This is a genomic window from Campylobacter canadensis, from assembly GCF_013177655.1.
GTDB lineage: Bacteria > Campylobacterota > Campylobacteria > Campylobacterales > Campylobacteraceae > Campylobacter_E > Campylobacter_E canadensis.
This window is the reverse complement of record NZ_CP035946.1, coordinates 13,551-34,379: the sequence shown is the minus strand read 5'-3', so window position 1 is coordinate 34,379 and position 20,829 is coordinate 13,551. Positions and strand designations below refer to the sequence as shown.

At 28.7% G+C, this 20,829-nt stretch carries 15 protein-coding genes and 1 pseudogene; 7 read left to right on the top strand and 9 right to left on the bottom strand.

The window, feature by feature from the left end; all coding sequences use genetic code 11:
* Nucleotides 1-100: 100 nt before the first annotated feature.
* Genes pgi through CCANL266_RS00115 form a run of 4 tightly spaced genes read right to left on the bottom strand, consistent with a single transcriptional unit; the run spans nucleotide 101 to nucleotide 4,575 of the window.
* Complete coding sequence (gene pgi / locus CCANL266_RS00130) at nucleotides 101-1,738, bottom strand: glucose-6-phosphate isomerase (protein ID WP_172229631.1); 1,638 nt, start codon at nucleotides 1,736-1,738, stop codon at nucleotides 101-103.
* Nucleotides 1,735-2,667 carry a glucokinase gene (locus tag CCANL266_RS00125; RefSeq protein ID WP_172229628.1) on the bottom strand — a complete coding sequence of 311 codons (933 nt, stop codon included), beginning with the start codon at nucleotides 2,665-2,667 and terminating at the stop codon, nucleotides 1,735-1,737. Before CCANL266_RS00125 ends, pgi begins: the two co-directional genes overlap by 4 nt.
* Nucleotides 2,648-3,304, bottom strand: coding sequence for a 6-phosphogluconolactonase (gene pgl / locus CCANL266_RS00120; protein WP_172229625.1), 657 nt, complete (start codon nucleotides 3,302-3,304; stop codon nucleotides 2,648-2,650). The genes CCANL266_RS00125 and pgl overlap by 20 nt, the downstream gene beginning before the upstream one ends.
* Nucleotides 3,301-4,575 (bottom strand): glucose-6-phosphate dehydrogenase, encoded by a 1,275-nt coding sequence (locus tag CCANL266_RS00115; RefSeq protein ID WP_172229622.1) that lies wholly within the window; start codon nucleotides 4,573-4,575, stop codon nucleotides 3,301-3,303. The genes pgl and CCANL266_RS00115 overlap by 4 nt, the downstream gene beginning before the upstream one ends.
* Before the next feature lie 83 nt (nucleotides 4,576-4,658).
* On the opposite strand from CCANL266_RS00115, the gene edd reads away from it, so the two are divergent.
* From edd to CCANL266_RS00095, 5 genes are all read left to right on the top strand, one after another.
* Nucleotides 4,659-6,455 carry a phosphogluconate dehydratase gene (gene edd / locus CCANL266_RS00110; protein WP_172229619.1) on the top strand — a complete coding sequence of 599 codons (1,797 nt, stop codon included), beginning with the start codon at nucleotides 4,659-4,661 and terminating at the stop codon, nucleotides 6,453-6,455.
* Nucleotides 6,455-7,075: a bifunctional 4-hydroxy-2-oxoglutarate aldolase/2-dehydro-3-deoxy-phosphogluconate aldolase gene (eda, locus tag CCANL266_RS00105; protein ID WP_172229616.1), complete on the top strand. Its 621-nt coding sequence runs from the start codon at nucleotides 6,455-6,457 to the stop codon at nucleotides 7,073-7,075. The genes edd and eda overlap by 1 nt, the downstream gene beginning before the upstream one ends.
* Nucleotides 7,075-7,359 carry a DNA cytosine methyltransferase gene (locus CCANL266_RS00100; RefSeq protein WP_263450545.1) on the top strand — a complete coding sequence of 95 codons (285 nt, stop codon included), beginning with the start codon at nucleotides 7,075-7,077 and terminating at the stop codon, nucleotides 7,357-7,359. The genes eda and CCANL266_RS00100 overlap by 1 nt, the downstream gene beginning before the upstream one ends.
* A gap of 5 nt (nucleotides 7,360-7,364) precedes the next feature.
* Nucleotides 7,365-7,439 carry a hypothetical protein gene (locus CCANL266_RS09750; RefSeq protein WP_396021580.1) on the top strand — a complete coding sequence of 25 codons (75 nt, stop codon included), beginning with the start codon at nucleotides 7,365-7,367 and terminating at the stop codon, nucleotides 7,437-7,439.
* Nucleotides 7,440-7,650: 211 nt separating this feature from the next.
* Complete coding sequence (locus tag CCANL266_RS00095) at nucleotides 7,651-8,283, top strand: PDDEXK family nuclease (RefSeq protein ID WP_224315988.1); 633 nt, start codon at nucleotides 7,651-7,653, stop codon at nucleotides 8,281-8,283.
* A 27-nt stretch (nucleotides 8,284-8,310) separates the two neighbouring features.
* Here CCANL266_RS00095 and CCANL266_RS00090 read toward each other — a convergent pair whose 3' ends face one another.
* From CCANL266_RS00090 to CCANL266_RS00080, 3 genes and pseudogenes are all read right to left on the bottom strand, one after another.
* Complete coding sequence (locus CCANL266_RS00090) at nucleotides 8,311-8,976, bottom strand: anaerobic ribonucleoside-triphosphate reductase activating protein (RefSeq protein WP_172229613.1); 666 nt, start codon at nucleotides 8,974-8,976, stop codon at nucleotides 8,311-8,313.
* Nucleotides 8,973-9,095, bottom strand: a complete 123-nt coding sequence (nrdD, locus tag CCANL266_RS09635) for an anaerobic ribonucleoside-triphosphate reductase (RefSeq protein ID WP_172229610.1) — start codon at nucleotides 9,093-9,095, stop codon at nucleotides 8,973-8,975. Before nrdD ends, CCANL266_RS00090 begins: the two co-directional genes overlap by 4 nt.
* Nucleotides 9,092-10,867, bottom strand: a pseudogene (locus tag CCANL266_RS00080) (ribonucleoside triphosphate reductase); the annotation flags it as partial. The pseudogene CCANL266_RS00080 and the gene nrdD, both read right to left, overlap by 4 nt.
* A 135-nt stretch (nucleotides 10,868-11,002) precedes the next feature.
* Between CCANL266_RS00080 and CCANL266_RS00075 the strand changes: the two are divergent.
* Both CCANL266_RS00075 and CCANL266_RS00070 read left to right on the top strand, forming a co-directional pair.
* Nucleotides 11,003-12,193: a saccharopine dehydrogenase family protein gene (locus tag CCANL266_RS00075; protein ID WP_172229604.1), complete on the top strand. Its 1,191-nt coding sequence runs from the start codon at nucleotides 11,003-11,005 to the stop codon at nucleotides 12,191-12,193.
* A gap of 30 nt (nucleotides 12,194-12,223) precedes the next feature.
* Nucleotides 12,224-13,015 (top strand): ferritin-like domain-containing protein, encoded by a 792-nt coding sequence (locus CCANL266_RS00070; protein ID WP_172229601.1) that lies wholly within the window; start codon nucleotides 12,224-12,226, stop codon nucleotides 13,013-13,015.
* 34 nt (nucleotides 13,016-13,049) lie between these two features.
* On the opposite strand, the gene CCANL266_RS00065 is transcribed toward CCANL266_RS00070, so the two are convergent.
* Together CCANL266_RS00065 and CCANL266_RS00060 are read right to left on the bottom strand one after the other, a co-directional pair.
* A complete protein-coding gene (locus CCANL266_RS00065) occupies nucleotides 13,050-18,287 on the bottom strand; it encodes a hypothetical protein (RefSeq protein WP_172229598.1) in 5,238 nt (1,745 codons plus the stop codon).
* 94 nt (nucleotides 18,288-18,381) lie between these two features.
* A complete protein-coding gene (locus CCANL266_RS00060) occupies nucleotides 18,382-20,757 on the bottom strand; it encodes a ribonucleoside-diphosphate reductase subunit alpha (protein ID WP_172229595.1) in 2,376 nt (791 codons plus the stop codon).
* Nucleotides 20,758-20,829: the final 72 nt, after the last annotated feature.

Here is a 20,829-nt window from a genome sequence, read left to right as displayed (position 1 = left end):
AATTAATATATAATTTCATATTATATATTTATAATATTTTTTATTTAATAAAAATTATCATTTAAAAATTCTAATCCTAAAAAAGATTAGAATTTTAAAATTAAGAATTGTATTTTTTATAAATTTGCATCAAGTTTAAAGTAGAACTATCGGTTTTTTGAATAAATTCTTCACTCATTTCATCTAAAGAAGCTAAAATATCTTTTGCTAAAACCTTTCCAAGCTCAACTCCAAATTGGTCAAAACTATTAATATTCCAAATTACACCTTGAATAAAGATTTTATGCTCGTATAAAGATATTAAACTACCTAGATTTCTAGGATTTAATTCTTCTAATAAAATTATATTTGAAGGTCTATTTCCGCTAAATTCTTTATGCGGTAAAACCTTTTGTAGGTCTTCTTCTTTTAGTTTTCCTTTTAATTCTTTTAAAACCTCATCTTTAGTAATTCCACGCATAAAAGCTTGTGCTTGTGCAAATAAATTACTAATTAAAATATCGTGGCTTTTAAAATATCTTTTTGGTTTTTTTAAGCTTACTATAAAATCAATTGGGCTTGTATGCGTGCCTTGATGTAAAAGTTGAAAAAATGCGTGCTGAGCATTAATTCCTGTTTCTCCAAAAACCACAGGACCACTTTCATAATCAATTTTATTTCCATTTTTATCAACTTGCTTTCCATTGCTTTCCATATCAAGCTGTTGAATAAAGCGTGGAAAATTTCTTAAATACTCATCATAAGGCGCAATAATATGAGCTCCACCACCGTAAAAATTAATATACCAAATTCCTAAAAGTGCTAAAATTACAGGCATATTATTTTCAAAAGGAGTGCTAATAAAATGCGAATCCATCAAACACGCACCTTCTAGCAACTGAATAAAATTTTCCTTGCCTAAATAAATCATAATAGATAAGCCAATAGCAGACCACAAGCTATATCTTCCACCAACCCAATTCCAAAACTCAAAACAATTGCTCTCATCAATACCAAATTCTTTTACCGCTTCTTTATTTGTTGAAACAGCAACAAAATGCTTTTTGATATATTCTTTTTTTTCTGCGTGAGATAAAAACCATTCTTTTGCAGCAAGAGCGTTTGTCATTGTCTCTTGAGTGCTAAAGGTTTTTGATGAAATTATAAATAAAGTACTTTGTGGATTTAAATTAGCAAATAATTCTTCTATCCCTCTTGCATCAATATTTGATACAAAGTGCATTTTTATGCGTGGATGAGAAAATTTTTTCAAAGCTTCACATACCATTAATGGGCCTAAATCAGAACCGCCAATTCCTATATTTACAATATCAGTAATTACTTGGTTTGTATAGCCTAGCCATTTTCCACTTCTAATTTCATCAGTAAAATTAGCCATTTTGCTTAAAACATTATTTACATCATCCATTATATTTTTGCCATCTACAAAAATAGGAGTGTTAATTCTATTTCTTAAAGCGATGTGTAAAACTGCTCTATCTTCGGTGGTGTTTATTTTTTTACCGCTAAACATTTCTTTTATTTTCTCATTTAAACCAGCTTCTCTTGCTAAAGTTATTAATAATTCCATTGTTTTATTAGTAATTCTATTTTTAGAATAATCTAGTTTAATCCCACCAACTTCTAAAAAAAATCTTTGCGCTCTTTTGCTATCTTCTTTAAACAAATCACGCATATGTAAATTCTTGCTTTGCTCGTAATGTTCTAATAGTTTTTTATAAGTTTTTAAGTGCTTCATATCTCCTCCATCTCTAAAGCAACCGCCGCTCCAACAATTCCTGAATAAGTTTCAAGTACAACAAAGGTTGGAATTTGTTTTAAATAATTGCTCATTCTTCCTTTATCTTCAAACCTTTGTCTAAATGCTGAATTAGTAAAAAATTCTAAATTCTTAGGAATAATTCCACCGCAAATATAAACCCCGCCTTTAGCTCCTATGCTTAAAGCAAGATTTGATGCTATTGTGCCTAACATTTGGCAAAATATCTCTAGTGTTTGATGGCAATTTGGGCAATTATTTACATTGCTTACTATTTCTTTGTTGCTCCTTTTTTGCTTTGTTAGCGCTTCATAAATCAACTCAATTCCAGAACCGCATAAAAATCTTTCTGCTGAAATATGATGAAAATCTTTTTTAAATTTTTGCTTAGCATAATCAAAAATTTGCTGCTCAACTTCATTAAAAGGGCAAAAGCTAACATGCCCACCTTCTGTAGCGTAAGCCTTTGCACCGTGTTTTTGCGGTATTAAAACACTAACTCCAAGTCCGGTACCAGGTCCAATTAAAGCCTTTGGGCTATCTTTGCATACTTCTGCTCCACCAATTTTTAATAATTTTGTTTTGTCAATTTTATAAAGCGCTAAGGCTTGAGCTTTAAAATCATTTAACAAAATTAAATTATCAAAACCTAATTCTCTTTTTAGTTCAGATTGAGAAAATTCCCAATTGTTATTTGAGAATTTAATGTAATCTCCAGTAATAGGACAAGCCATTGCAAAGGCTGCGTTTTTTGGACAAGGCATTGAATTTAAATATGCCTTTACTGCGTCTTTAATATGCTTATAATCAGCACATTGTAAAACTTTAATATTTTCTAATTCTCCATCTTCATTTAATAATGCAAATCTAGCATTAGTTCCACCGATATCAGCAAGAAGTTTTTTCATAATACACCTTTAATTTTTTTGTAAAATAGCTAATAGGATAAAGCTTACTTTCATCTTTTAAAGCAAGGTTTAGCATTTGCTCTTTTTTCTGTGAATTGATGCTTAAAAATATAGTTTTACTTTGTAAAATTGTGTTTTTACTAAGAGTAATTCTTTTATACTTCACCCCTTCACTAGAAGTTAAACAATAATTTTGCTTACTTGTTAAAAGCTCATCTAAATTATAAGCTTTTGGAAAAATTGAAGCGGTGTGAGCATCTTCTCCCATTCCTAAAACAAGCACATCAGGACTAGCAAAATAATTATTAAAATTTCTTACTAAGGCAAGTTCATCGTGTAAAAGACTATTATCTAAACCATAAAATTTTGCCTTTGCTGCTTTGTTTTGTAAAAGATAAGTTTGCACTAAATTAGAATTAGAATCTTCACTAAAAGTGCTTACTACCCTTTCATCAACTAAAAATACATTAATTCTATGCCAATCTAAATCCATATTACTAAGTTTTTGAAATAATCTTATAGGCGATTTACCACCTGAAACAAAAAAATTTACTCTTTCTTTTAAATCTAAGTATTTTTTTAAACTTAGATATATTTCTTTACTTAATTTATCAAAATTTTCATCATCAATAATCATTCTTTAAACTCGCAATCATTAAAATGTATTGTATTTTCATAAGCTTTATAATATTGCATTGTAAAATTAGTATTATCCACAATATCCATAATGCTAAGCCAAGCATTGCTTAATTCTTCTTTTTCATTAAAAAGACTTAAATCCTTCTTTAAAGCACTTAAAATAAGTCTTTCGTAAGGTTCTTTATCGTCTAAATTTTCTAAATTTAAATTCATAACTTGTAACTTTTCGTTACATTTTAGAAAAAATTCTATCTTTGGATTTGGCTGAATTTGTATTCTTAAATAAGAATCATCTTTAAAATTTACAACAAAATAAACGCAATTTTTATGCATTTTTTTACCACTTCTTAAATAAATATTTATACCTTCATATTGCTTTAAAAGAGAGTGCATTTTAATTGCAATGAAGGTATCGGTTTTAGAATCTTTTTTTACATTTAATTCATCTGTGTAATTTATAGCATCTTTATTTGCTAAATACTGTGCTTTTATAAATTCATCGCATTTTAAATTCTTAAAAAATTCACTCTTTGCAGCTCTTATATCTTTACAATTTATATCAATCATAAATAAAGATAGCATCTGCAGCATATGATTTTGCAGCATATCTTTTAAACAGCCACAACTATCATAAAATTCCCCACGGTTTAAAACTCCTAAAGTTTCTAAAACACTAAGTTCTATACTTTTTACATAATTGTTATTTAAAAAAGAATTAAAGAAAATATTATTTTTTCTTAGATTAAATAATTCTTGCACCATTAATTTACCTAAATAATGGTCAATTCTATAAATCTGCTCTTCTTTAAAATATTTTGCTACTTGATTATTTATTTCATCGCATTCTTTTTTATTCATTCCAAGCGGTTTTTCTAAAATCACTTGAGTATCTGCATCAATTAATTTTGCCTTGCTTAAATTTTCACAACATTGAATAAAAAAATCAGGCGATATTGAAAAATAAATTATTTTTTGCTTATTTTTAAAAGAAAGCTTTAAAAAATCATCAAGAGAATTTATATTTACACTTGTGTATGAAATATTTTTTATAAATTCATTCCATTTTGATAAATCTTTTATATGAATTTTTGATTTTTCATCAAGCTTTGCTAAAAATTCTTGCGTATCAAACTTTGACCTTGCAATAGCAAAAATATTAAATTCACAAATCTCATCTTTTAAATAAGCTGAATATAAGGCAGGAAAAATCTTTCTTAATGCCAAATCTCCCGTAGCACCAAACAATATAAAATCAAAATTTTTATTCATTTTTTACCTTTGCAATAATTTTTTTAATATTAAAAATTTTTGATAAACAATTATATTTTATAATTTTTAAAAAGGAGCAATTTATGAAAACATTAAAACAAATAACGAATGATATTATTTTGCGTTCTAATAAAACAAGAAAAGAATATCTAAACTTCATAGAAAATAAAGAAAAAATAAAAAGAAGCAATCTAGCTTGCTCAAACCTAGCTCACGCTTATGCGACTTTAGATGATAATTTAAAGGAAAAAATAAGCAAAAATGAAAATGAGCATTTGGCAATTATTTCATCATATAATGATGTTTTAAGCGCTCATGAACCTTTTAAGGATTATCCATTAATAATAAAGCAAGAATGTATAAAAGATAAAGTAAGCGTTCAGGTTGCATCTTGCACTCCTAGTATGTGTGATGGTATTACTCAAGGTTATGATGGAATGGAGATTTCATTATTTTCAAGAGATATTATTGCTATGAGTACTGCTGTTGGTTTATCTCATAATATTTTTGATGGGGCGTTTTTCTTAGGGGTATGCGATAAGATAGTGCCAGGTTTATTAATAGGTGCTTTAAGATTTGGGCATTTACCATCTATGTTTATTCCAAGCGGTCCTATGCCAAGCGGTTTAAGCAATGCTCAAAAATCTAAAGCAAGAGAATTATTCGCTCAAGGAAAATTAAATAAAAATGATTTATTAAAAACTGAAATGCAAATGTATCATAATAAAGGTACTTGTACATTTTATGGTACTGCTAATTCTAATCAAGTAATGGTAGAGATTTTAGGCTTACATACTCCAAATTCTGCCTTTGTTAATCCAAATACAAAACTAAGAGAAAAAGTTTTAAGATATAGCGCATCTTATTTTGCAAAAGGAGTTAAAAATAATTCAATTTTACCAATAGGTCAAATGATAGATGAAAAAAGTATTGTAAATGCAATAGTTGCTTTAATGGCAACTGGTGGCTCTACAAATCATACAATACACTTAATTGCTATTGCAAGAGCTTGTGGGATTATTATTAACTGGGATGATTTTAATGATATTTCAAAAATAACACCATTGTTAGCAAAAGTTTATCCTAACGGAAGTGCAGATGTAAATGAGTTTCATAAAGCTGGTGGTTTGGCTTATGTTATTAAAGAGTTATTGGAAAATGATTTATTGCACAATGATGTAAATACCGTTATGGGTAAAGGCTTAGAAGAATATACAAAAGTTCCTGTATTAAATAAAAATGAAGAATTAGAATATGTTAGTGTTAGTAAAAGTGCTGACGAAAATATAATAAGAGATTTCAAAAAGCCTTTTAGCCCTAGTGGTGGAATTAATTTAATGCAAGGAAATATAGGAAGGGCTGTTATTAAAGTTAGTGCTGTTAGTGAAGATAATTTATATATTAAAGCACCTGCTATTGTATTTAATAGTCAAGCTGAATTAATAAAAGCATTTGAAAATAACGAATTAAATAAAGATTTTATTGCCGTTGTTAGATTTTGCGGACCTAGAGCAATTGGTATGCCAGAGTTGCATAAACTAATTCCACCTTTAGGAGTTTTAATGCAAAAAGGTTATAAGCTTGCTTTAATAACTGATGGAAGAATGAGTGGAGCTAGCGGAAAAGTACCTGCTGCAATTCACCTAAGCCCTGAAGCGCAAATGGGTGGAAATATTGCTAAAATAAAAACAGGCGATATAATTGAGTTTGACGCTGCTAACGGAAAGTTAAATGTGTTAGCTGATGATTTTGCTAACAGAGAATGTGATAAAATTGATTTAAATAAACATAATTTAGGTAGTGGTAGAGAACTATTTGTAACGCTTAAAAATAACGCTAGTGAAGTAGAACACGGCGCAATAACTTTTGGAGGTTTTTAATGAAAGCACAAGATATTTTAAAAATAAATCCTGTAATAGCAGTAATTGCTGTTAATGAAGGTGATGATTATTTGTCTTTAGCTAAGGCATTGTTAGATGGTGGAGTAAGAGTGTTAGAAATAACATTAAGAAGTAATATAGCTTTAAAGGCGATTGAAGAAATAAGCAAACATTGCACTAACGCTGTTGTAGGAGCAGGTACAATTACTAACGCAAAAGATTTGCAAAAAGTAAAAGATTTAGGTGTTAGTTTTGCAATCTCTCCTGGTTTAAATGTAAAATTCTTAGAAGAAGCAAGCAAGATTGATGTAAATTTAATACCTGGAATAGCAAGTGCAGGAGAATTAATGTTAGGAATGGAATATAACTTAAATACTTTTAAACTATTTCCAGCACAAGCAATTGGCGGAGTGAATTTATTAAAATCATTTAGCGGACCGTTTAAGGATGTAAAATTTTGTCCAACTGGTGGTATAAATCAAAATAATGCAAAGGATTATCTTGCTTTAGATAATGTTTTATGTGTTGGTGGTTCTTGGATTTGCGATAAAAAATTAATTCAAGAAAAAAATTGGAATGAAATTACAAAATTAGCAGAACAAAGCACTAAGTTAAGATAATGAAATTCATAGATTTTTGTAGCGGTATTGGCGGTGGACGTCTTGGCTTGGAAAAAGCGGGATTTACTTGTATAGCTTTTAGCGAGATTGACAAGGCTGCTATAAAAACTTATAAAAGATTGTTTGATACTAAAAATGAACTTGAATTAGGTGATTTAACTAAAATTAATCCTGAAATTTTACCTGATTTTGATTTATTAATTAGTGCTTTTGCTTGTCAAAGTTTTAGTATCGTTGGTAAAAGAGAAGCTTTGGATAATAAAGAAAAAGGACGGATTATTTAGCAGATATTTTAAAGATAAAGCAAGCTAATTTTTTTATACTTGAAAATGTAAAAGCTTTATTAAATCACGATAAAGGGTAAACATTTCAAAAAAATTTAGAACTTTTAAAGTCTTTAGATTATGAAGTAAGCACAAAGCTCTTAAATAGAAAGCATTGCTAAAAGTTTAAAAGAATAAATTGATGAATAAGGTAGAGCTTAGCTTAAATACAGCTAAAAACGGTTTTAAAAATGAAAATTTCGTATTTAATGCTTTTAAATTGATACTTTGGCACAATCTTGGCTAAAAGCTATGAATTACAATATAAACGATATTCAAAATGTTAAAGCACAAAAGATTAAAAGAAATTTTAAAGCTGATGTTCAAGTTGTTATTTTAGTTCAAATTAAATTACAGAATTTGCAAGATGTGCAAAATATACAAGTAAAACTAGTATCAAATCCACAAGGCTTTAATCAAGTTGATAAGAGATGGTTAAAAAATTATAATGAATTGTGGAATTTTCCTGATGAACTTTTAGAAATTTTACAATATTTTACGGGTGAAAAAAGTCCAAAAATAAAAAATCCTAAAGATAAAAGAAGAATGTTTTTAACTGAATTCACAAAAGAAGAGCAAGAGCAGGTTATAAACTTCTTTATTAAAAATCAAGCCTTGGTTGTTAATGATATTTTAAAAGGTAGAGGACAATTTGCTAGCGAATGGTTTTTAGTGATTTTAAAGATTGAAAAACAAGATTTAAAATGGCTTTTAAAACCTATTAATGAAGTGATAAATTTTTATAGCGGGGAAGTGCTTATTACGGATAGGGGAAGTATAAGTAAGATTACTATGCAAAGAAAAGGTGGGGATAATGGAAGAATAAGTGCAAATATGTTGCAATTTAAAATTAATCCTTGTGAGTTATTTTCTAACGCTAACTAACACTAACTTGAGTTAAAATATATCAAGTTAGTTAAAAAAGCGTAGTTCAAAATCATCGTTTAGTAAAGATAAATCTATTTCTTTATTGCTTTCTTTTAAGTTAGAAAAATTATCAACAGGAAAAAATTTTTGTAAATAATACTTCTTTTTATAGCCTAATTTTCTAAGAATTTTATTCATATACAATATATCATCAACACTAAGCAAATCATAATGCCAAGTCGTTCTAACTTCATAATCAATATTAGAATTTAATAATAATTTTAAGCATTGCTTAAACTCTTTATAATAATCATAAGCACAAATTTTATAATATTTTTCTTTTGTAGCCTTAAAATCTAGGGCTACATAATCAATTAATTTTTCACTAAGCAAATATCGTATAAGCTCGGGATTACTTGCATTTGTATCAATTTTTACTAAAAAACCTAAATCTTTTGCTATCTTTACATATTTTATTAAGTTCTTATTTATACTGCATTCTCCGCCACTAAAAACTACACCATCTAGCAATCCTACACGATTTTTTAAAAATTCATAAAAATCTTCATCGCTAACATTAGCCTTTTTTGCAAAAATCATCTTATTGTTATAGCAATATTTGCACCTTAAATTACAACCAGCAAGCCAGATTATACAAGCAAGTTTATTTGGATAATCTAGCGTAGTAAATGCACTTATATCATAAATCATTTTTTAAATTCAAAATACTTTCTTTCTTTATGTTCAGCTTTTTTTCCTATGTTAAAGCTATCTATTGGTCTGTGATAACCCATCACTCTTGTATAAACTATACATTTTGTTTTTTTCATTCTTTCTCCTTACTACAAATTGGGCAATATTCATATTCTCCTGCTAAATATCCGTGAATTGGACAAATACTAAAAACAGGAGTGATTGTAAAATATGGCAAAGCAAAATTATTTGCCACCTTTTTTACAAAATCCTTACATACTTTGTAATCTTTTAGCCTTTCTTTCATATATAAATGTAAAACCGTTCCACCTGTGTATGCACATTGCAATTCATCTTGCATTTTTAGCGCTAAAAATGGGTCGTCTGTGTAATCTACTGGTAATTGAGTTGAGTTTGTGTAATATACATTTTCATCATAACCTGCTTGTAAAATATCTTTAAATCTTTTTTTATCTTCCTTTGCAAAACGATAAGTCGTTCCTTCAGCAGGAGTTGCTTCAATATTATATAAATTCCCTGTTTGTTCTTGAAATATTTTTATTTTATCTCTTAAATGATTTACTATTTTTAAGGCAAAATTTTTACCAAATTCACTGCAAATATCATATTTATCATCGCTAAAATTTCTTATCATTTCATTAGCTCCATTTATGCCAATAGTTGAAAAATGATAATTAAAATGCTTTAGATACCTAGCCGTGTATGGATACAAACCCTCATCATACATTTTTTTTATAAAAAGTCTTTTTATTTCTAGGCTTTCTTTTGCAAGTTCTAACAATTCATCAAATCTTTTAAAAAGTGCTTTTTCATCATTTTTAAATAAATAGCCTAAGCGAGCTAAATTAATAGTTACAACACCGATACTTCCCGTCATTTCAGCACTTCCAAATAAACCACCTCCTCTTTTTAATAATTCTCTTAAATCAAGTTGTAATCTACAACACATTGAGCGTACAGCATTTGGCTTATATGCATTTTCATTTTCAATCTTATTGCCAAATTCATCTTTTTTATACATAGAACCAATAAAATTTTGAAAATAAGATGAACCCATCTTAGCAGTGTTTTCAAAAATAGCCTTAGCAACATCACTATCCCAATCAAAATCTTCGGTAAGATTTATAGTAGGAATTGGAAAGGTAAAAGGCTGATTATTTTTATCTCCATTTTGTAAAATTTCATAAAAAATAATCACTATTCTTTGCATTTCACTAGCAAAATCTTTATAAGTTAAATCGCTTAATTTATTTACGCCCCTTTGTTTTGCTTTAGCTAACAATTCTTCATCTTCTATATCTTTAAAAAGATGTAAGTCATTTTTTGTAGGAAATTGATTTTTTAAATCATCAGGGCAAGTAATATCAAAAGTAATATTTGTAAAAGGACTTTGCCCCCACCTTGCAGGTACATTAAGATTATAAATAAAACTTGTTAGTGCCTTTTTAATTTCAATATCGCTTAACTTATCTTTAAAAACATAAGGTGCTAAATAAGTATCAAAAGAGCTAAAAGCTTGAGCACCTGCCCACTCACTTTGTAAAATTCCTAAAAAATTTGCCATTTGTCCTAAAGCAGTTCTAAAATTATTTGGTGCCTTACTTTGTACTCTTGCGCTAACTCCGTTAAAACCTTCATTTAACAAAGCTCTTAAAGACCATCCAGCACAATAACCACTAAGACAATCTAAATCGTGAATATGAAAATCTGCGTTTATGTGTGCTTGTGCAATTTTATCTTTATACACCTCGTGTAGCCAGTAATTTGCTATAACCTTTCCTGCTGTATTATTTATAAGTCCTGCGTGAGAATAGCTAGTGTTAGAATTTGCATTAATTCTCCAATCACTTTTATAAATATACTCATCAATACTTTGTATGCAATCAATATTAACACTCATTTATTATCCTTATTTAATTAGTTTTAAAATGTTAGAAAATGAAAGTTAAAAGCATTTTAAGATTAGGTAAATTGGTAATTTTTATGTAATTTAATTTTGATATTCTTAAAAAAAGGAGAAAAAATGAAAAATATTTTAATAATTGGTGCTGGTGGTGTAAGCCGTGTTGCTACTTATAAAATTGCTGAGTACAAACATTTTGATAATATTGTTTTAGCTAGTAGAACAATAAGTAAATGTAATGAAATAAGAGATTTTATAAAAGAGCGTTTAGGGGTTGAAATTAAAACTGCTAGCATAGATGCTGATAATTTAGAAGAGGTAAAAAAATTAATTAAAGAAAGTAAGGCTGATATTTTATTAAATGTAGCTTTACCTTATCAGGATTTAGTTTTAATGGATGCTTGTTCATCTTGCAAAATAGCCTATGTTGATACCGCAAACTACGAGCATCCTGATTTAGCAAAATTTGAGTATAAAGAACAATGGGCTAGAAATGATGATTTTATAAAAGCTAACACAACTGCACTTTTAGGAAGCGGTTTTGACCCAGGCGCAACTAATGTTATGTGTGCTTTAGCTATGCAAGAATACTTTGATGAAATTCATGAAATTGATATTTTAGACTGCAACGCAGGAGACCACGGATATGCTTTTGCAACTAATTTTAATCCAGAAATTAATTTAAGAGAAGTTAGCGCAAATGGAAGATATTGGCAAGAAGGAAAATGGATAGAAACAAAACCTTTAGAAATAAAAATGGCTTGGGATTATCCTGAAGTTGGTGTAAAAAATTCTTATTTGCTTTATCACGAAGAATTAGAAAGTTTAGTAAAAAATATAAAAGGTTTAAAAAGAATTCGCTTTTTTATGACTTTTGGAGATAGCTACATTCAACATATGAATTGCTTACAAAATGTTGGAATGCTTAAAATTGAACCTGTAATGCACAAAGGGCAAGAAATAATTCCTATTGAGTTTTTAAAGACTTTATTGCCTGACCCTGCATCTTTAGGCGCTAGAACAAAGGGTAAAACAAATATTGGTTGTGTAATTAAAGGTGTAAAAGATAATAAAGAAAAAACAATTTATATTTATAATGTTTGCCAACATGAAAAATGTTATGAAAAAACAGGCGCACAAGCTGTTTCATATACAACTGGTGTTCCTGCGGCAATTGGTTGTTATTTACTTGCAACTGGTGTTTGGAAGAAAATTGGTGTTTGCAATATGGAAGAATTCCCTGCAAGAAGCTTTATTGAACAAATGAATAAAATGGGATTACCAATTAAAATAATTGAAGATTTTAAATAAGCCTTTATTGGCTTATTTAAAGGAATATCTATGTTTAGCGATAGATTATTTAACATACTAACAAACAAAAATCCACTTGAAAAAATACAAGAATTTTATAATTTTTACGATGATTTTTTATCTAAAAAAATTCAAATAAATGAATATAAAGCAAAAGAGATTAAAGAAGCAAGTTATTCACAAGTTTGTAAAATTACACACCCTGTTAAAATACGAAGAGCTAAAGGTTTAAATAGCGATTTAGCATTAGCAAAAACAATACATCAAATAACACATATTGAATTTAGTGCAATTGAGTTAGCGCTTGATGCTGCTTATAGATTTGCTAACATCTCTAATGATTTTGTTAGTGATTTTTTAGAAATTGCAAAAGAAGAATGTGAGCATTTTTTAATGTTAAATGAATGTTTAAATGAACTTGGTTTTAAATATGGAGATTTTGCAGTTCATTCTGAATTATTTAATGCTATGAGAGCAAGTGATAATAATTTTTTAGTAAGAATGGGTTTAGTGCATAGACATCTTGAAGCTTGTGGGCTTGATGCAAATCCTTTTGTGGTGAAAAAATTTGAAGTTATAAATCACCCTATAAAAAGTAAAATGCTTGAAAATTTAAACACAATTTTAAAAGACGAAGTTTCTCATGTTAGTAAGGGTAATAAATGGTTTTTAAAATTAGGTGGAAATGAAGAACTATTTAAAAATATCTTAATTGAATACAAAGACTACGCAAGAACAATAAAAACAATAAATTACGAAGCAAGACTAGCTGCTGGATATACAAAAATAGAATTAGATAATTTAAGTAAAATTTTTAATTAAAAAAGCCTATTAGATTTTCTAATAGGCTTAAAGATTAGAAGTGATTATGCTTGCTTAATTCATCATTAAGATTATGCAATTCTTTGTTTGTATCAAAGTTTGCAATGCTTACACTATCATCGCTATGGCTACTTGCAGGAGCTATCTTAGCACCAAATAAATCTTTAGCGCTATCAAGTAAGTCATCTTTGTCTAAGCTTGGTTTGCTTTCTTCACTTGCTAGGCTAATATTAGCTACTTTATTTAATGAAATACCTTCTTTATTGTGTGTTCCATCAGTGTATTGAATAACATCAATTTGCTTAGAGTTATCTTGTGCGTGTTCTTGCGAAGTTGAACCATCGGTATATTGAATAACATCAATTTCGCTAATTACAGTGCTAACGCCTGTTACTTCTGTTGAAGCGTGGCTTGTTTTATGGCTTAGTTCTTCATTAGAATTATATAAATAAAACTCATATTTACCATCAGTACTTAGCTTAATTGTAGTTTGCCAGCTACCATCTTGATTTGATTCTACATAGTGTTTATTATGTAAAATATCATCAATACTATCAAGTTTTCCATCAGGATGTTTAATTTGAATATAAACATTATCGTAAGCTTTTGCTCCGTGTCCTTTTAGAATGATTTCGCCATTATTGTTTATCATTTCATCTAGTTTTACACCATATTGTGCATCGTTGTTAAATTCATTGCCTAAAACAGGTTTTAAATCAATGCTTGCATGATAATCATTTGTTTCATGGCTCATTGCTTGGTCGTTATTAAATAAGTAGAACTTATAAGTTCCATCTTTAGGTAATTTTAAAGTAATATCCCAGCTACCATCAGCTCTTGCTTCTGTGTATTGTTTATGAGCTGACATATCAGGAATATAATCTTTATGTCCGTTTGGATGCTCAATCATTACCCATACAAATTCTCCATCTCTTCCGCCGTGTCCTGCAAGTTTAATTGTTTTATAAACTGCATCTTCGCTAATGTTTTCAATTTTATCAAGTTTAACGATATGTCCATCATTGTAAAAGCCGTTTGAATCAGCATTTGTATTACTTGCTTCATAATGTTCATTAAAGATAATTGTACCTTTAAAGTCAGCATCACTTGGAACATAACCATTTTTAACTGCTGCAAATTCATATTTGCCATCTTTTATTGTTGAATGATTTTCATTTGTTCCATAAAGAGTTGCAAAATCAACATAGAATTTAAACGAACCATCGCTATTTATTTCCCCTGTTGAATTTAGTGAATAAATATCTCCGTTTGGATATTTTACCCATAAAGTTGCAAAGCCATTTACTCCGTTTGATTTGCAATTTACTTCAATAAAGGTTGAATTAGTTTCTTTGCCTAAGATTTGATTATTTGCACTAAAGCTTACAATATCATAAACATAAGAATTAATTGCTGTATGTGAGTTATCTACACTAGCATCGCCTGGAATTCTAGCTTGAGTGTTGAAATTTAATGTTTCATCAGGGTTTAATAATACTATTGTATCGCCTGGATTTAATTTAACTGTGTATGAGAAATTGCCATTATTATCTGCATCAAAATAATGTTTATTTTTAGCTGTATCAATTAGGCTTTCTCCATTTATACTAACATAGGTTAGTCCATCTTTATTAGCTCCGTGTCCTTTGATTGTGTAAGTACCATCATTATTATTGATGATTTCATCAATCTTAGTTGAATGTGAATCGTTATTTATTGCATATTCTGTATCTGCTTGAGCGTTGTTTGATACAAAGTTTTCTGTAAATGTAATAGAATCATTAAAATCATCTACATAATTTGTATTAGTATGAATATCAACAAAAGATATTTTATATTCTCCGCTTAATACAGGATTATTTACATCATAAAGCTTTAAGTTATAAGTAAAGTTACCATCTTTATCAGCTACAATTGGTGGTATAACTCCGCCATATCCCCAATAAACTTCTTTACCATTTGGAGCAATTATCTTCATAGCAACAGCATGATTTGGAGTAGCTCCACTTGCGTGAATTTGCCATACCATTGAGTTGTTTTCATTAGATAAAGCTTCGCCATTAACATAAGTAATGCTATCAATTTTAATATGATTAAAATCTGCTGTTTGAGCGTCATTACTTGGAGTATCTTCTGGTTTATTTTCTGGTTTAGTATCAACAATATCATCAGGATTATTAGGTTGTTCTTGAGTATTGCTTTCTGTATAATTTTTATCATAAGTAAAGCTTACTTGTGGTTTTAAAGATGTTAAACCTTCGCCTGTTGTAATTTTTCCATCAAATAAGTAAATTTTATAATTTCCTTGCTCTGGAGAGATTTTAATATCTAATTTAAAGTTACCATCTTTATCTGCTTTAAATAAGCTTTGTGGCCAAGTATAAGTTACATCTTCTCCACCATTTGGATACTTAATAACAATGCTAATTGTACTTCCTGCTTTTGCACCACCACCAACGATAGTAATATTATTGCTATTTGTTGTATCGTGGATTTCTTTACCTGTGTTGTAATCAGTAATTTTTGAAGCGTAAATTCCATCGTGGATTTCTTCGTGGTGTGGTGGTGTTACATCTTCGCTTGGATTTTGACTAGCAATAAAATCATCTAAGCTGATTTCACTTTTATTTCCAACTTTATCTGTAGCAATGATTTTAATACCTTCTTCAAAAGGACTAATATTATTAGCTACATATTTTTCTGCTTGTCCATTTTTTGTATCAATTATTTGATAAGTTAATTCAACTTCTTTTCCACTTGGTAAAATCGCTACAACTTTTTCAGCCTTACCTTTAATATCAACTATTAAATTAAAGCTATTATCTTCATTGCTTTCATAGCTATCAATTTTAATTTGTGGAGCAGTTGTATCAATACCAAATGACTTATGAAGTTCGCTAGCTAAATCATTTCCTGTAAAGTCAATTTTAATATTAGCCTTATCTCCATCAAAACCTGGGAAGTCTTTTTTAAAGTCTATTGTTAATTCGTAATAACCTTTTGCATCAGCTTTAACTTCTTTTGTAAATTCTGTCCATTTACCTGTTGTTGTATCTTGTGCATTTAAGTGAATTTTGTAAGTTTCGTTTGGATAAGCTTTACCTTTAAATGTGTAATTTTGAGCATTTAAACTACCATTTGCTAAATTACCATTTTCATCATAAATACCAAAATAGTTATTAACTTCATTAGCTAGGCTATAGCTTTTTTCATTACCTGCTTTATCAAAAAAGTCAATATGAGCATTATTAATATCAGCAATTTCAATAGTATGTGTTCCTTTTTCAAATACCATTTGAGTTACATTGCCATCTTTGTCAATAATATTTGCTGTTGTTTTTTCATCAAAATAAAAATCAAATTTAGTACTTGAATCAGCATTACTTTCAAATTTAACTAAATTCATATTGAAAATATTATCAATTGTTATTGTTTGTTGTAAATCGTGTTCAAATTCATTTGCACTACCACTTGTTTCTCCACTAACTTTAACAACAAAATTATTTCCTTCAAAATGACCTGCTTCAAATTTACCTGCTTGAATTTTACTAAAATCGATATTTAGATTTGCTTCGCCTTTTTCATTAGCAACTACATTTTCAACTTTAACTGACTTAATTTGGTTGTTTTCATCAATATAAGCAATGTCAATAGTTAATTTTTCATTAGCTTTAGCACCAACAACCTTAACACTGTAATCAAGATGATTTGTAGCTTTTTCACTAACAACTTTTTCTCCTGTAACATTATCAACTATTATAAATGAATATTCTGGGCTTTCTTCTACTTGATTATTTGCATTTAAATATTCATCAACACTTACACTGCTTTCATTTCCTGCTTTATCAACAGCTATAATTTTTGCATTTTCAGAATATTCAAAACTTACATTATAAGTTTTATTTTCTGTTGCAGATGAAATTAATTCAATCTTAGTTCCATCTTCTTTAACTAAATAAACCTTATCAGCATTTTTAATATTTAAATCAGCATTTACTGTTGCTGGTTGTGTATTGTTAAGCTCGCAATTTTCAATTTGAATTTCTGGAGCAACTGTATCAATGTTGTAAGTTTTTTCAATAATAGTTTCATTTGTTGCTTTATCTTTTACTGTAAAGCTTATTGTACCATTATCTAAATTGTCAATATTTAAAATATTTTCTTTTCCAATAGTTTTATAACCAACACCATTTTCATCAGTTGTAATTTCTATTGTTCTTGTAGTTGTGGTATTGCTATCATTACTAATATCATAAATTTCAACTATATAAGTTTTATTTGCTTCTAAATTTTCAATTTTAACTGTATATTCAGTATCTTTTAATATTTCTTCACTTGTAGCTACACTACCATCTTTTTTAATTAAATCAATATTTGCAGCTGGTTTTTCAGTATTGTCGTTGTTGTTACCGCCGTTATTAGTGTTATCGCCATTTTCATTGTTACCGTTTTCAGTATTGCCACCGTTTTCAGTGTTGTTGCCATTATTTTCGCTACCATTTTCAGTGTTGCTACCGTTATCAGTATCGCTACCGTTATCAGTATTGCCACTGTTTTCAGTATTACCGTTATCAGCATTGCCACCATTTTCAGTGTTACCGTTATTAGTATTGCCACCGTTTTCAGTATTTCCGTTATCGGTATTACCTTCGTTTCCTGCATTACCTTCATTATTATCTTGGTTACCGTTATCGGTAGTGCCATTATTTGTATTATCTTCGTTAGCGTTGTTAGCATTATCGTTATTGATATTACCTTCGTTTGCAACATTATTAACAGCATTTGTTGTATTAATTGCAATTGTATTTACGCTATTTGCTGCGTTAGTTGTTGCTATGTTTTGTGCATTTATGCTATTTACATCAGCACTAACCTTGCTTTCGCTACCTGATTGTAAAAATTCGCTTTGGCTTAAACTAGCTCCTGCACCTAAAACAGCATTATCACCTGCTGCAGTTGCATCTAATTCTTGTGGAATTTCGTTATTTGCTAAGATATTTGATAAAACTGCATTAATTTTATCATCAATTTCGCTTACATCTGAAAGATTTTCATCATTTAAAACACTTGAATCAAGTTTTACAACTTCTTTTCCTGCAAGGTGAATGATTTTTCCATTTGTTAATTCTAAATCTAAGCTTGAATTTGCATCTAGTGATTGAACTAAATCTCCTAAAATAAGCTCATCGCCATTGTTTAAAATTCTTTCGCCATCGTTATTTATAACTTTAGCTTCGCCAACTAGGTTAGCAACTTTAGCTTCATTTGCCATATATTTCTCCTATTTTGAAATTACATAGCAAATTAAACTAAAAATAAATAAATTTATATTGCACCTTGGTGCAAAACAAATAAAAAATTAATCTTTATTGACAACCTTCACATTCAATACTTCTATCAACAGGCTTATTATCTAAATGCTCACTTGCTGGGCTTTCACTTCTTAAATAATAGCAAGATTTTAAACCTAATTCGTGAGCAAGCATATAAATACTATTTAAATAACCACCACTAGCTTTATCTAATGAAACAAAGATATTTAAACTTTGACCTTGGTCTAAATATTTTTGTCTAACCGCTGCTGCACGAACTAAATCTCTTTGGTCAAATTCAAAAGCAGTTTTATAATAATTCCAAGTATCTAAACTAAGTTTTGGAACAACGCTTGGAATCATACCGCTTAAGTTTTGTTCAAACCATTTTCTTTTATAAACTGGCTCTATTGTTTGAGTAGTTCCAACTAAAATTGATATAGACGAAGTTGGGGCAATTGCCATTAAATAACCATTTCTCATTCCATTTTTTGTTACAATTTTGCGTAATTCATTCCAATCACAATCGCTTTGATTAAATAAATTATCTCCCATTGTTAATGCTTTTGCTTTTTCATTTGCTAAATCAATTGGAAAAATTCCTTTACTCCAATTGCTTCCTTCATATTCTTTATAAATACCTTTTTCTACTGCTAATTCACTACTTGTTTTAATAGCTTCATAAGATATATTTTCCATAATTCTATCAATTAATTCTAAGTGTTCATTGCTTCCAAACATTATTTGTTTTTCTGCAAGCATTTGTGCTTCGCCCATTACTCCAAGACCAATTGACCTTGTGCTTAGATTTGTATCTTTTACTTTTTTATGTGGATAAAAATTTAAATCAATAACATTATCAAGCATTCTAATTGCAATAGGAACTACTCTTTTTATATCTTCTTTTGAATTAATTTTACTTAGATTAATACTTGCAAGATTACAAACTGCTGTTTTGCCTTCAATATTTTCTTTTTCAATTATATATATTTTTTTATTATTTAATATATCAAGGCTGCTTAATTTTTTTGCGCTCTTTTTTTGACCATTTGATAAAGTTACAATATCATCTTCAAAAAATACATCAGTACTATTATCTTCATAAATTACTTTTATTTTATATAAGTTTGACTCTGTATTTTGAAAAATTTCTGTACATAAATTTGAGCTTCTTATTATTCCTGAATGTGCATTTGGATTTACTCTATTTGCATTATCTTTAAAACATAAAAATGGCATTCCACTTTCAAAATAATTTGTAAGAATTTTTTTCCACAATTCTTTTGCATTTACGATAATTTTTGGAATACTGTCATCTTTTTCTAATCTTTCATATTCTTCTTCAAATTCTTTTGCGTATAAATCACATAATTTTGGAGTATCAAATGGGTCAAATAAACACCATTTTTCATTATTTTGAACTCTTTTTATAAATAAATCATTTATCCATAAAGCTGGAAATAATTCGTGCGCTCTTCTTCTTTCTTCTCCACTATTTTTTCTAAGGTCAATAAAATCATTTATATCCATATGCCAAGTTTCAATATAAACTGCAATTGCACCTTTTCTAGTGCCAAGTTGATCAACTGCAACTGCAACATCATTTGTAATTTTTAAAAATGGTATCGTTCCACCTGCTGCATTTTTATGACCATCAATACTTCCACCCATTGCACGGACTTTAGACCAATCCCATCCAATTCCACCACCAAATTTTGAAAGTAAAGCCATTTCTTTATAAGAATCAAAAATACCTTCAATATTATCAGGAGTAGAACCAATATAACAAGAGCTTAATTGATGGCGAGTTGTTCTTGCATTTGATAAAGTTGGGGTTGCACACATTACTTCAAATTTTGACAATAAATCATAAAATTTCTTAGCCCATTCTTGTCTATCTAACTCATTTTGTGCTAAAAACATTGCAATAGCCATAAACATATGTTGTGGTAATTCAATTGGATTACCTTTTGCATCTTTTATTAAATATCTATCATATAAAGTTTTAATTCCTAAATATGTAAATTGTAAATCTCTTTCTGGTTTTATATAATTATTTAAATCTTCTAAATCATATTTTTCTTTTAAACCAAGATGTATTCTACCTGCTGCTTCGCCCTTTTCAAAATACTCTTTAATATGAGAATATTCTTTTTGTGGATTTACTTTATGATATAAATCATATAAAAATAATCTAGCCGCAACAAAACTCCAATCTGGTCTATCAATATCTATTTTATCAACTGCTGTTTTTATTAATGTTGTTTGAATTTCTTCTGATGAAATTCCATCACGAAATTGAATTTTTGCATCAACTTCTAACTCACTTTGAGATACATTTTCTAGACCTTCAGTAGCTAATGTTGTATATTTTTTAATTTTTGAAATGTCAAGTTCTTCTACTCTTCCGTTTCTTTTTAACACTTTCATAAAATAATCCTTAAAAAAATATTTTGAAAAAGATTGTATTATAATTTTATATACTTAAAAACTAATAAAAAA

Bases quoted from the DNA above. Each gene is read 5' to 3' on its own strand.
- CCANL266_RS00060 (WP_172229595.1), bottom strand. From the start codon at position 20,757: ATGAAAGTGTTAAAAAGAAACGGAAGAGTAGAAGAACTTGACATTTCA.
- CCANL266_RS00115 (WP_172229622.1), bottom strand. From the start codon at position 4,575: ATGAATAAAAATTTTGATTTTATATTGTTTGGTGCTACGGGAGATTTG.
- CCANL266_RS00065 (WP_172229598.1), bottom strand. From the start codon at position 18,287: ATGGCAAATGAAGCTAAAGTTGCTAACCTAGTTGGCGAAGCTAAAGTT.
- eda (WP_172229616.1), top strand. From the start codon at position 6,455: ATGAAAGCACAAGATATTTTAAAAATAAATCCTGTAATAGCAGTAATT.
- CCANL266_RS00075 (WP_172229604.1), top strand. From the start codon at position 11,003: ATGAAAAATATTTTAATAATTGGTGCTGGTGGTGTAAGCCGTGTTGCT.
- pgl (WP_172229625.1), bottom strand. From the start codon at position 3,304: ATGATTATTGATGATGAAAATTTTGATAAATTAAGTAAAGAAATATAT.
- CCANL266_RS00070 (WP_172229601.1), top strand. From the start codon at position 12,224: ATGTTTAGCGATAGATTATTTAACATACTAACAAACAAAAATCCACTT.
- CCANL266_RS00095 (WP_224315988.1), top strand. From the start codon at position 7,651: ATGAATTACAATATAAACGATATTCAAAATGTTAAAGCACAAAAGATT.
- nrdD (WP_172229610.1), bottom strand. From the start codon at position 9,095: ATGAAAAAAACAAAATGTATAGTTTATACAAGAGTGATGGGTTATCAC.
- pgi (WP_172229631.1), bottom strand. From the start codon at position 1,738: ATGAAGCACTTAAAAACTTATAAAAAACTATTAGAACATTACGAGCAA.
- CCANL266_RS00090 (WP_172229613.1), bottom strand. From the start codon at position 8,976: ATGATTTATGATATAAGTGCATTTACTACGCTAGATTATCCAAATAAA.
- edd (WP_172229619.1), top strand. From the start codon at position 4,659: ATGAAAACATTAAAACAAATAACGAATGATATTATTTTGCGTTCTAAT.
- CCANL266_RS00125 (WP_172229628.1), bottom strand. From the start codon at position 2,667: ATGAAAAAACTTCTTGCTGATATCGGTGGAACTAATGCTAGATTTGCA.
- CCANL266_RS00100 (WP_263450545.1), top strand. From the start codon at position 7,075: ATGAAATTCATAGATTTTTGTAGCGGTATTGGCGGTGGACGTCTTGGC.